The organism is Pseudomonas sp. GW821-FHT09C09 (assembly GCF_059418105.1).
This window is the reverse complement of sequence record NZ_JBWKPF010000006.1, coordinates 184060-198224: the sequence shown is the minus strand read 5'-3', so window position 1 is coordinate 198224 and position 14165 is coordinate 184060. Positions and strand designations below refer to the sequence as shown.

General features: G+C 64.7%; 1 protein-coding gene (running past one end of the window). It reads right to left on the bottom strand.

Translation table 11 applies throughout. The features are described from left to right. Window positions 1-14165 carry the 5' portion of an amino acid adenylation domain-containing protein gene (locus AC07NR_RS20510; protein ID WP_495079301.1) on the bottom strand. 2104 nt of this gene lie to the left of the window's left edge, so 14165 of the gene's 16269 nt are visible here — the first part of the coding sequence; it begins with the start codon at window positions 14163-14165; the stop codon falls past the left edge of the window.

Below are 14165 nucleotides of genomic sequence, written 5' to 3'. Positions count from 1 at the left end.
AACGGCGACGGCGCCGTGATCCCGCTGCAACGCTGGGCCAGTGCCAGCGAAGCGTGTTCGTGGCCCAGCAACGCAGTGAGACGCTGATGCGTCGCCTTGACCGCCTCGCGCACCGGGGTTTCGCCCAGATCGACCCGCAACGGCAAGGTATTGATGAACATGCCCAGTGCGCGGTCGGCGCCTTGGCCGCCCTGCATCCGGCCCATCAGCACGGTGCCGAACACCACGTTGTCCTGCCCGGAGGTCGCCGCCAGTACCTGGGCCCAGGCAAGGTGGAACAGGCTGGCCACGCTGATGCCCATCTGCCGCGCCTGACTGCGCAGACGCAGACTCAGGCCGCTGTCGATTACCTGCTGCACTTCCTCGATGCCGCGTCCGTCACCGCGCACATCGCGCAGGCTGAACGGCAGGGTCGGCTCGTCGATGTCGCCGAGCATGTCGCGGAAAAACACTTCGTGCTCCGATTCCGTGACACCCAGACGCGCCTGTGCCACGTAATTGCGATACGGCACCGCCGCCGGCAACGGCTCGTCGGAACCGCGCAGGTACGCCTGCATTTCGTGGCGCACCACTTCCAGCGCGGTGTGGTCGAGCACAATGTGATGGAACAGCAGCATCGCCACCACCCGGCCACGGGCCGGATCCCGGGCATACACCAGACGCAGCAACGGCGCCTGGGCGATGTCGAGGCGGTAATGCCGGGCATCGAAACGGGCATGCAACTGTTCAAGGATGTCGCCGGCCGCAGGATCCAGCACGACCTCCTGCACCACCAGTTCAGCCTGACGCCACACCACCTGCACCGGCACGCTCAAGCCTTCCCACACCACACCCGTGCGCAGCACGTCATGGCGGTCGATGACCTGTTGCAACGCCGCGCTGAAACGCTGCACACGTTCAAGACTGTCGAATGCAATACGCGATTGCAGCAGGTACGGATCGCCTTCGCCCGCACTCAAGTGATGGTAAAGAATGCCTTCCTGCAACGGCGCCAGCGGATAGATGTCCTGCACATTGGCAGCGCCGCCCGGCACGCTGGACACCACGCGGTCGATGGCGGCTTGATCCAGCGTCACCAGCGTCAGCATCTGCGGAGTGATGCGAGTGCAACCGGCGGCGATGCGATTGGCCGGCACTTCGATTTCACGACCGCTGCCCACGGCCGCAGCCAGCGCGGCCAGGGTCGGCTGACTGAACAGCACCCGCACATCGGTGCTCAGGCCGATCTGGCGCATGCGTTCGATCAGGCTCACCGCCAGCAGCGAGTGCCCGCCCAGTTCGAAGAAGTGATCGTGGCGCCCGACCCGCTCGACGTTCAGCACCTCGCCCCACAGTCGGGCCAGGGCGATTTCGGTCTCGCCGAGCGGAGCCTCGTACTCGCGCACCAGCACCGACTCGGCGCCGGGAGCCGGCAGTGCCTTGCGATCCACCTTGCCGTTGGGGCTCAGTGGCAGGCTGTCGAGCGCGACGAAGGCCGACGGCACCATGTAGTCCGGCAGGCATGCGAGCAAGTGTTCACGCAACGCCTCGATCCCCGGTTGCCTGGCCTCGGCGTGCCAGGTGAAGTACGCCACCAGACGTTCTTCACGCACCAGCACCACGGTTTCACGCAGGGCCGGATGGCTGAGCAGTTGCGCTTCGATTTCACCCGGTTCAAGGCGCAGGCCACGCAGCTTGACCTGGAAGTCGTTGCGCCCGATGAATTCGAGCTGGCCATCGGCGCGGTAGCGCACCAGGTCACCCGTGGCGTACAGCCGATCGCCGGCCACGAACGGGCTCGGGATAAACCGTTCGGCCATCAATTGCGGCAGGCCCAGATAGCCCCGCGCGACCCCGGCACCACCAATGAACAACTGACCTATGACGCCCATCGGCACCGGCCGCTCGGCGGTATCCAGTACATACAGACGAGTGTTGTTGATCGGTCGCCCGATCGGCAAGGCGTTGTCCGGCACCGGCATCGACGGCTCCAGCGTCCACACCGTGCTGTCGACCGTGGCTTCAGTCGGGCCGTAAACGTTGTGCAAACGCACCTGCGGCAGGCGCTCACGCACAAGGCGAGCAAGCGCCGGTGTCAGGTCGCCTCCGCCGCAGAACACATCGGTGAGGCTGCTGCACTGGCTGACGTCGTCGTGTTCGAGGAACTGTTGCAACAGCACCGGCACGAACTGGATCACGTTGATCCGCTGTTCACGAATCACCTGCGCCAGATACGCCGGCTCGCGGTGTCCGTCAGGACGCGCCAGCACCAGTCGCAGCCCGGCGCTCAACGGCCAGAACAGCTCCCAGACCGAGGCATCGAAACTGAACGGGGTTTTCTGCAACAGGGCACCTTCCTTCACGGCCAGGCAAAGTTGCGAACTCCAGTGCAGCAAATTGCCGACGCCGCGGTGCTCGACCATCACGCCTTTCGGCGCACCGGTCGAACCAGAGGTGTAGATCACGTAGGCCAGGTTCGACGCGCTCAGGCCTGGCACTTGCGGGTTGTCCTGCGGGTTGAATGTCCAGTGAGCCTGATCCAGATCGATCACCAGCGCACTACTCTCACCCAGCAACTCACGAGTCGCCCCATGCACCAGCACCGCAACCGGAGCGCTGTCCTTGAGCATGTAATCCAGACGTTCCGCCGGATACGCCGGGTCCAGCGGCACATAGGCACCGCCCGCCTTGAGGATGCCGAGCAGACCGACCATCAGTTCCAGCCCGCGCTCGACGCAGATCGCCACCCGCGAATCCGGCCCCACACCCAGCTCGCGCAGGTGATGGGCCAGACGGTTGGCCTGAGCGTTGAGTTCGGCGTAGGTCCGCCGCTGCTCACCGGCCTGCAACGCAACGGCTTGCGGCGTACGTTGGACTTGCGCTTCGAACAGCCCGTGAACGGTTTGCTCCAGATTGTCTGCGGTGCCGGTGGCGTTAAGGTCGTACAGCACCTGCTGACGTTCTGCACCGTCGAGGATCGGCAAGCGATTCAGCGGCTGATCCGGTGTCTGTTCCAGGGCATCCGCCAGTTTCTCCAGCGCGGTCTGCATGTAGTTGCAGATGCGCTGCGAACCGATGTTCGCCGGGGTCATGGCGGTGAGCACGAAACCGTTGCCCAGATCATCGACGCCCAGGCTCAGCGGATAGTTGGTGCGTTCTTCGCTGCTCAGGGTCTCGATGCCTTGCCAGGCCTGACGGACGCTTTGTTGTTGCGCCTCGTCGGCGCTGTGCCGGTAGTTGAGCATCGAACTGAACAGCGGCGACGGCGCGGCCACCCCACTGCAACGCTGGGCCAGCGCCAGCGAAGCGTGCTCATGACCGAGCAATGCGCTCAGACGTGCATGCGTCGCCCGAGCCCCTTCGCGCACCGGGGTTTCACCGAGATCGACCCGCAGCGGCAAGGTGTTGATGAACATCCCCAGCGCCCGGTCGGCCCCCTCGCCGCCCTGCATCCGGCCCATCAGCACCGTGCCGAACACCACCCGCTCCTGCCCGGATGTCGCCGCCAGCACCTGACCCCACGCAAGGTGGAACAGGCTGGCCACGCTGATGCCCAGTTGCCGGGCCAGGCTGCGCAGACGCTGGCCGGTTGCAGCCGTCAGGGCCTGTTGCGTTTCCTCGATGTCGCGACCGTCGCCTTGCACATCCTGCAAGCCGAACGGCAGGGTCGGCTCGTCGATGTCGCCGAGCATGTCGCGGAAGAATGCTTCGTGGTCCTGCTCGCTGACACCCAGCCGCGCCTGCGCCACGTAATTACGATAAGGCACCGCTGCGCCCAGCGAGGCTTCGCGCCCTTGCAGGCAGGCGAGCATTTCGTGCTGCACCACGTCCAGCGCGGTGTGATCCATCACCACATGGTGGAACAGCAACATCGCGACCACCCGATCGTGGGCCGGATCACGGGCATACACCAGCCGCAGCAACGGTGCCTGACTGATGTCGAGGCGGTAATGACGGGCATCGAAACGCCCGTGCAATTGCTCGAGGATGTCGCCCTGTGCAGGGTCGAGCACGATTTCCTGCACCGCCAGTCCGGCGTGACGCCACACCACCTGCATCGGCGCGGCCAGTTCCTGCCAGATCACCGCCGTGCGCAGGATGTCGTGGCGGGCAATGACCTGACGCAGCGCCGCCGCAAACGCTTCCACACGTTCGACGCTGTCGAAGGCCAGCCGCGATTGCAGCAGGTACGGGTCACCCTGCTCCGCGCTCAAGTGGTGATAAAGGATGCCTTCCTGCAACGGTGCCAGCGGATAAATGTCCTGCACATTCACGGCGCCGCCGGGCACCGTGGCAACGATGCGGTCGATGCTCGACTGATCCAGTTCGGCCAGGCTCAACAGGTCCGGGGTGATATGGGTGCAATCAGCAGGAATGCGGTTGGCCGGTACTTCGATCTCACGACCGCTGCCCACCGCAGCGGCCAGCGCAGCCAGTGTTGGCTGGCTGAACAGCACGCGCACATCTGTATTCAGGCCGATCTGGCGCAGACGTTCGATCAGGCTGACGGCCAGCAGCGAATGGCCGCCCAGTTCGAAGAAGTTGTCGTGGCGACCGACCTTTTCCAGCTTCAGGACATCGGCCCAGATCTGCGCCAGGGCGGTTTCCACCGGGCCCTGCGGGGCTTCGTATTCACGGCTGAGCCAGGCGTTCTGACCCGGCTCCGGCAAGGCCTTGCGGTCGAGTTTGCCGTTGGCGGTCAGCGGCAACGTGTCGAGTCGCACATACGCCGCCGGGATCAAGGCTTGCGGCAGAAGCCCTTGCAGATGATTGCGCAAGGCTTCGATATCGGCCGGTGCCCGTTCGGTGAACCACACCAGCAACTGCCCGTCGCGCACCAGCGCCACGGCGTCCTGCACCGTCGGATGGCTGGCCAGCGCGGCTTCGATTTCCCCCAGTTCGACCCGCACGCCGCGCAGTTTCACCTGATCGTCGTTGCGGCCCAGGTATTCGATGTTACCGTCCGCCAGCCAGCGCGCGAGGTCACCGGTGCGGTACATCCGCGCCTGCGGCTGGTCGCTGAACGGGTCGGCGAGGAAGCGTTCGGCGGTCATTTCTGGACGATTCAGGTAACCCCGGGCCACGCCGGCGCCGGCGACATACAACTCGCCCGTGACACCTACCGGCACAGGGCGCTGCTGATCGTCGAGCAGATAGATACGGGCGTTGGCAATCGGCTGGCCAATGTGCAGCGACTGACCGACTTCCACCGGCCCGGACGTCGCGACCACCGTGGCCTCGGTCGGGCCGTAGTTGTTGATCACCGCGAAGCTCTGTTCACGGCTGAACTGACGCAGTTTGTCGCCACCGATCAGCAGCGTGCGCAGGGTCGGGTGTTGCAACTCGCGACTGAAGGCGTATTCGGCCACCGGGGTCGGCAGGAAGCTCACGTGCAACGGCTGCGCCCGCCACCAGTCGAGCAGTTCGTCCAGATGCTCGTTGCTCACCGATTCCGGCGGCAGGTGCAGGGTCGCGCCGACGCACAGTGCCGGCCAGACTTCCCAGGCCATCGCATCGAAACCGAACCCGGCAACGCTGGCGGTGTGGCTGCCGGCGTGCAGGTCGAAGGCTTCGGCGTGCCAGTGCACGAGGTTTTCCAAAGTCGCGTGTTCGACCATCACCCCTTTCGGCTGGCCGGTGGAGCCCGAGGTGTAGATGACGTACGCCAGATTTGCCGGAGTCAGGTACGGCAGTTGCGGGTTGCTGTCGGGCAGGTGTTGCCAGGCGTCGCTGTCCAGATCGATCACCGGCATCATGCCCGGCAGATCCCGGGTCGAGGCCTGGACCAGCACGGCCACCGGATCGCTGTCCTGCAACAGGTAGGCAATGCGCTCCGCCGGGTGCGCCGGATCCACCGGCACATAACCGGCGCCAGCCTTGAGAATCGCCAGCAACCCCACCAGCATCTGCGGGCCGCGACGCACGCAAATGGCGACGCGGTCGTCCGGTTGCACGCCGAGGCCGATCAAGTGATGGGCCAATTGGCTGGCGCGCTGATTGAGCTGCCCGTAGGTCAGCTGTTGCGCGCCCTGAATCACGGCGAGGGCATTCGGGTTGCGCCGGGCCTGCGCCTCGACCAATGCGTGAATCGTCGCACCACGGGGATAGGCCGTGACCGGGGGATTGAAACCTTCGACCAGACGCTCCAGCTCCGCAGTCGAAAGGATCGGCAAGCGGTTCAACGGCTTTTGCGGCGTCTGTTCCAGCGCCTGCACCAGTTGTTCCAGCGCGGTGTGCATGTAACTGCAAATCCGTTGCGCACCGATCTGGCTCACCGCCAGAACCGACAAGGCGAACCCTTCACCCAGATCGTCCACGCTCAGGGTCAGCGGGTAGTTGGTACGTTCTTCACCACCGAGTTTCTGCACACCTTCCCAGATGCCCTGGCCGTTCTGCGACGGCTGCGCGGGGGCACTGTGACGATAGTTGAACAAGGCACTGAACAGCGGCGACGACGCCGCAACACCACTGCAACGCTGGGCCAGCGCCAGCGAGGCATGTTCATGCCCCAGCAGCGCGGTCAGTCGTGCATGGGTTGCCTTGACCCCGTCCCGCGCGCCGGCGCCGACATCGATGCGCAGCGGCAAGGTGTTGATGAACACCCCCAGCGCCCGGTCGGCGCCATCGCCGCCCTGCATCCGTCCCATCATCACCGTGCCGAACACCACATCGCGGCGGTTCGACAGCACGCCCAGCACTTGCGCCCAGGCCAGGTGCATCAGGCTGGCGGCACTCACGCCCAGTTGCCGCGCCTGTTCACGCAGACGCACGTTGAGCTCGGTGGCCACCGGTTGCAACGCTTCCTCGATGCCGTGACCGTCGCCCTGCACGTCCCGCAGCCCCAGCGGCAGGGTCGGCTCGTCGATATCGCCGAGCATCTCGCGGAAAAACGCTTCGTGTTCCTGCTCGCTGAGCCCCAGGCGCGCCTGGGCCACATAGTTGCGATAGGGAATCGGCGCTGAAAGATGGTCGATCTCACCGAACATCACACCGCGCATTTCCTCGACGATCACTTCCAGTGCGGTGTGATCAAGAATCAGGTGGTGGGACAGCAGGATCGCCACCACGCGCTGCTGCTTCGTATCTTCGGCATACACCATGCGCAGCAGCGGCCCCTGGCTGATGTCGAGGCGGTAGTGACGGGCATCGAAGCGCTCGTGCAACTGTTCAAGGATGTCGCCGTTTGCTGAATCCAGCGCGACGTGCTGTACCACCAGTTCGGCGTGGCGCCACACCACTTGATGAGGCGTCGCCAGGCCTTCGTGGACAACGCTGGTGCGCAGGATGTCGTGGCGAGCGATGACCTGTTGCAAGGTATCGGTGAAGGTGCGCAGGCGCTCGACACTGTCGAAGGCCAGCCGTGATTGCAGCAGGTACGGGTCGCCCTGCTCCGCGCTCAAGTGGTGATAAAGGATGCCTTCCTGCAACGGCGCCAGCGGATAGATGTCCTGCACGTTGGCGGCGCCGCCCGGCACCGTGGCGACGATCCGGTCGATGCCGGCCTGATCCAGTGCGGTGAGGCTCAGCAGGTTCGGGGTGATGCGAGTGCAATCAGCAGGAATGCGGTTGGCCGGCACTTCGATTTCGCGACCACTGCCCACCGCTGCGGCCAGTGCTGCAAGGGTCGGTTGACTGAACAGTACGCGCACGTCGGTGCTCAGGCCGATCCGGCGCAGGCGCTCGATCAGGCTCACCGCCAGCAACGAGTGCCCGCCCAGTTCGAAGAAGTTGTCGTGACGGCCAACCTTTTCCAGCTTCAGGACATCGGCCCAGATCTGCGCCAGCGCGGTTTCCACCGGGCCTTGCGGGGCTTCGTATGCCTGACTGAGCCAGGCGCCCGGATCCGGCATTGGCAAGGCTTTGCGGTCGACCTTGCCGTTGTTATTCAGCGGCAAGGCGTCGAGTTGCACCCAGGCCGAGGGCACCATGTATTCCGGCAGGCGCGACTGTAATTGTTCGCGCAGGCTGGCGCTGTCAACGCCCTCCTCGGCTGTGAAATACGCCACCAGACGCAGCGGTTCCTGGCCGTCCTGACGGGCCAGCACGATGGCTTCCTTGACCCCTTCGCAGTTCAGCAGGCGGTTTTCGATTTCTCCCAGTTCGATGCGGAAACCACGGATTTTCACCTGATCGTCGTTGCGGCCGATGCATTCCAGTTGCCCCGGCGCCACCCAGCGTGCGAGGTCACCGGTGCGGTACAGCAGCGCGCCCGGCTGATCGCTGAACGGGTCTTGCAAGAACTTTTCGGCGGTCAGGTCCGGGCGATTCAGATAGCCCAGTGCCACGCCTTGCCCGCCGATGTACAACTCGCCGGTCACGCCCATCGGCACGGGTTGCTGACGGGCATCTAGTACATACACCTGAGTGTTGGAGATCGGTCCGCCAATCGGCACGCTGTCGGCATCTTCTGCCACTTCGCGCACTTCGAAGGTTGTGGCGTAGGTGGTGGTTTCGGTCGGGCCGTAGCAGTGGACGATACGCAGGTCCGGCGCCTCGGCCAGCAAGCGGCGGAAAGCGGCCGGATCGGCACGTTCGCCACCGCACAGCACCATGCGCAAGCCTTTGAGGACTTCAGGGATCAACTGCACGTACTGGTTGAACAGCGCGGTGGTGACGAACAGGATCGTGACGCCCGAAGCCGCCAGTTCCTGCCCGATTACGTGAGGATCGAGCAACGTCGCGTGATCGATCACCACCACGCGCCCACCGTTGAGCAGCGGGCCCCAGACGTCCATGGTGCTCGCGTCGAACGCCGGGTTGGAGGCGAACGCCACACGATCCTGCGGGTTGAAATCGGCGTAGCCGTTGTTGATCACCAGTCGACCGATCGCCCGGTGCGGCACCATTACCCCTTTCGGCGTACCGGTGGAGCCGGAGGTGTACATGATGTAGGCCACGGATTCCGAAGACTGCGGCAGGTCCGGGTTATGTGGCGGTTGCGCGTCGAGTTTCAGCGCATCGAGGTCGATCCGACGCACGCTGTAGCCGACTGACTCGGTGCTCAAGGTCAGCAGCGCTTTCGCCCCGCAATCCTCAACCATGAACGCCTGACGCTCGGCCGGAGCATTAATGTCCAACGGCACATAACCCGCCGCACACTTGCCGATCGCCAGTTGCGCGACCAGCAGATCCAGCGAGCGCGGCAGCAGGATCGCCACGTGATCGCCCGGCCGAACGCCCTGCCCGATCAGGTAATGGGCCAGGCGATTGGCCCGTTGATTCAGTTCTTCATAGGTCAACGCGGTGTTGCCATGCACCGCCGCCGCGGCTTGCGGATGCCGTTTCACTTGCTGCTCGAACAGACCATGAACCGTCGAACCCGACGGGTAATCCCGGTGGGTGGCATTGAACCCGGCCAGCAATTCCCGCCGTTCCTCCGGCGGCAAAATCGACAACTGATCGACACCCCGTTGCGGCGTCTGCTCCAGCGCCTGCACCAGACTGTCGAAGGCAATATTGATGTACTCGCAGACCCGCGCCCCATCGATGCCCGGTACCGCCTGCACGCTCAGACGCAAACCTTCGCCAAGGTCATCGACGCTGACCACCAGCGGATAGTTGCTGCGCTCGCGGGAGCTGAGCAGTTCAATGCCATCCAGCGTCAGCCCCGCAGCCTGCGGTGCGCTGTGGCGATAGTTGAGCAACGTGCCGAACAGCGGCAACGAGCCGGAAACCCCGCTGCAACGCTGGGCCAGCGCCAGTGACGCCTGTTCATGGCCGAGCAATTGCGCCAGCCGTTCATGGGTGGCGAGCACGCTGTCGCGCACCGCGGTGGCGGTCATGCTGACCCGCAGCGGCAAGGTGTTGATGAACAGGCCTAACGCCCGGTCGGCGCCCTCGCCGCCCTGCATCCGGCCCAGCAGTACGGTGCCGAACACCACTTCGTCCCGGCCGCTGATCTGCGCCAGGACCTGCGCCCAGGCCTGGTGCGCCAGACTCGCCACGCTGATGCCGAGCCGCCGTGCCTGCTCGCGCAGACGCAAGGCCAGCGCGGTGTCCAGCGTAAGTTGGCTGTCGATCACTGCACTGCCGTCGCCGTGCACGTCCTGCACACCGAACGCCAGGGTCGGCTCGTCGATGTCGCCGAGCATGTCGCGGAAAAACGCTTCATGCACCTCGACATCCGCGCCAAGCCGGGCCTGTGCGACGTAGTTGCGGTACTGCACCGGGGTCGCCAGTTCGGCGGCGTGACCGTGCAGCACGCTGTTCATCTCGCTCACCAGCACTTCCAGCGCGGTGTGGTCGAGCATCAGGTGGTGCATCAGCAGGATGCCAACCCAGCGCTTTTGCTGCGGATCCTCGGTGTAGGCAAAACGCATCATCGGTGCGCGGCCCAGATTCAAACGGTAGTGACGCGGGTCGAAACGTGCCTGCATCTGTTGCAGCACGTCGCCTTCCAGTGCTTCGTCATCCACCCGCTCAAGCGCCAGCGGCGCCGCACGCCAGACCACTTGCACCGGCTCTTCGAGGCCTTCCCAGACCACGCTGGAACGCAGAATGTCGTGGCGCGCGATCACCACGTTGACGGCACGGACGAACGCCTTGACCGACTTGATCCCGTCAAATACGAACTGCGCCTGCAACACGTAAGGATCACCGGCAGTCGCGGCCATGTGGTGATACAGAATCCCCGCCTGCAACGGCGCCAGCGCGTAGATGTCCTGCACGTTGGCGACGCCACCGGGAACGCTTTCCACGATCCGGTCGATGCCGGCCTGATCGAGTGAGGCCAGGGGCAGCATGTCGGGCGTGATGTGTTGGCAGTCAGGGGTGATGCGATTGACCGGTACTTGAACACTGGGCGACGCGCCCAGGGTTGCCGCCAGTCCTGCCACGGTCGGCCGACCGAACAGGACCCGCACATCGCAGCTCAATTCCTGCTGGCGCATGCGTTCGACCAATTTCACGGCCAACAGGGAATGCCCACCCAGCTCGAAGAAATTGTCATGACGCCCGACCTGCTCGACGTTCAGCAGGGCCTGCCAGATCCCGGCGATTCGGCATTCCACATCGCCAAGCGGCGCCTCGTATCCGCGCAGCAACTGGCCGCTTTGATCCGGAGCCGGCAAGGCCTTGCGGTCAAGTTTGCCGTTGGGACTCAGGGGCATGGCGTCGAGATGGACGAACGCCGTCGGCACCATGTAATCCGGCAGTTGCTCCAGCAGATGGCTGCGCAGCTCGCCGATGTCCAACGGTTCGCCGGTGTAATACCCCACCAGCCGTGGATCGCCGGCCACGTCTTCGCGCACCAGCACTTCGGCGGCGAGCACGGTGTCGAGTTGAATCAGCCGCGCCTGGATTTCCCCGAGTTCGATACGCAAGCCGCGAATCTTCACCTGATCGTCGTTGCGACCGAGGTATTCGAGGTTGCCGTCGGCCCGATAGCGGCACAGGTCACCGGTGCGGTACAGCCGCGCGTTCGGCTGGTCGCTGAACGGATCGTCGAGGAAACGCTCGGCGGTGAGCGACGCAAGATTCAGGTATCCACGCGTCACCTGCACGCCACCGATGTACAGCTCACCGGCTACACCCAGCGGCAGTGGTTGCAACTGTTCATCGAGAATGTACAAACAGGTATTGCTGACCGGCCGGCCGATGGGCAACAGCACCTCAGGCACCGGCATCGACGGCTCCAACGTCCACACCGTGCTGTCGACCGTGGTTTCGGTCGGGCCGTAGACGTTGTGCAAGCGCACCTGCGGCAGACGCTCGCGGACTTGACGGGCCAACGCCGGCGTCAGCTCGCCGCCGCCACAGAACACATCCGTGAGGCTGGTGCACTGGCTGACGTCTGCCACGTCGAGGAACTGTTGCAACAGCGCCGGCACGAACTGGATCACGCTGATGCGCTGCTCGCGCACCACTTGCGTCAGATACGCCGGTTCGAAGTGCGCGTCGGGGCGCGCCAGTACCAGACGCAGACCCGATGTCAGCGGCCAGAACAGCTCCCAGACCGAAGCGTCGAAACTGTAAGGGGTTTTCTGCAACAGGGCGCCGTCCGCCACGGGCGGGCAAACCTGCGAGCTCCAGTGCAGCAGATTGCCCAGGCCACGGTGCTCGACCATCACCCCTTTCGGCGTGCCGGTGGAGCCCGAGGTGTAAATCACGTAGGCCAGGTTCGAAGCGTTCAGGCCCGGCACCTGAGGATTTTGATCGGGGTAGTCCTGCCAGTGATCCTGATCGAAATCGAGCAGCGGCACGCCACCCGCTTCGAACAGCGCCCGGGTCGCGCCGTGCGCCAGCAGCGCCACCGGGGCGCTGTCCTTGAGCATGTAATTCAGGCGTTCCGCCGGGTACGCCGGATCCAGCGGCACATAAGCACCGCCGGCCTTGAGAATGCCCAGCAGGCCGATCACCAGTTCAGGCCCACGTTCGACGCAGATCGCCACCGGTGTATCCGGCCCGACACCCAGCTCACGCAAGCGGTGAGCCAGACGATTGGCTCGCGCATTGAGTTCAACATACGTCAGTGATTGCTCACCGGACTGCAACGCGATGGCCTGCGGCGTGCGCTGAACCTGAGCCTCGAACAGGCCATGAACGGTCCGCTCCAGGTCGAGCTCGACGCGGCTGTCATTGAAGCCCACCAGCAATTGCTGCCGCTCCTGCTCCGGCAAAACCGGCAACTGGTTGATCAGCGTCTGGGGCGATTGCTCCAGGGCATCGAGCAAGGCGTCGAGTGCGGTTTGCACATAGGCGCAGACCCGTTCGGCGCCGATGCTGCTCGGGGCGATGGCGGACAGCCGGAAACCACTGCCCAGGTCATCGACGCTCAGGGTCAGCGGATAGTTGGTCGGTTCCTTGCCACTCAGGACCTGGACGCCCGGGGCCAGTTCGATCACCGCGGCAACATCACCGACAGCGCTGTGGCGATAGTTGAGCATGGCGCTGAACAGCGGCGTCTGCGCATTCAACGCGCTGCACCGCTGGGCCAGTGCCAGCGAGGCCTGTTCATGGGCGAGCAAGGCGCTCAGCCGTCGATGCGTGGCGAGCACGCTGTCGTGAACGCTTTGCGCGCCGACATCGACCCGCAGCGGCAAGGTGTTGATGAACATGCCCAGCGCCTGCTCACCACCGTCGCCCGCCTCCATGCGCCCCAGCAACACCGTGCCGAACACCACCGAGGTGCGCCCGGACAACTGGCCCAACACACGCGCCAGCGCCAGGTGCATCAGGCTCGCCACGCTCACGCCGAGCTGCCGCGCCTGCGTGCGCAGTCGCAGGTTCAGTGCGTCGCTGAGTGTCAGCTGCGCGTCTTCGAAATCCTGTCCGCCGCCCTGAACATCCTGCAACCCCCACGGCAGTGTCGGCTCGTCGATATCGCCAAGCATCTCGCGGAAGAACGTTTCGTGGGCCTGCTCATCGAGCGCCATGCGCGCCCGCGCCAGGTGATTGCGAAACGGCACGGCCGGCGCCACCTGTTCGGTCTGCCCTTGCAGCCAGGCCTGGATTTCCCGGCGCACCACGTCCAGTGCCACGTGGTCGATGATCATGTGATGGAACAGCAGCAACGCGACGATCCGCCCCTGTGCCGGATCCCGTGAATAGACCAGCCGCAGCAGCGGCGCCTGTTGCAGATCAAGGCGCAAGTGACGGGCGTCGTAACGCGCCTGCAACTGGCTGAACACGTCCGTGGACGTGTCGAGTTGCACCTCTTCGCAGACCAGCGGCGCCTGGCGCCAGACCACTTGCACCGGCTCGTCCAGGCGCTCCCAGACAAACGAGGTACGCAAAATGTCGTGACGGTCGATCACCCATTGCAAGGCCTGGGCAAACGCATCGAGGCGCTGGTGACTGTCGAAAGTGAATTGCGCCTGTTGCACATACAGATCGCCTTCACCGGCGGCGAGGTGCAGATACAGCATGCCCTCCTGCAACGGCGCCAGCGGATAGATGTCCTGCACATTCGCCACGCCGCCCGGCACGGTGGCGACGATGCGGTCGATGGCCGGCTGATCCAGTTGCACCAGCGGCAGCATGTCCGGGGTGATGCGCAGCGCCGGGCTCGACCAGTCGCCGCCATGGCTCGCCACCAGCTCCAGCAACTGCGCCTTGTGTTTGGCGAGGCTGTCCCAAAGCGCGTCGTCCAGCGCCTCGTCGTCGCCCAGAATGACCAGGTCTTCATCGTCCTGTTGAAGGCGGATCGCATGGGTGGAAATAACAGCCATCAGCTCGCGAAATTGCAT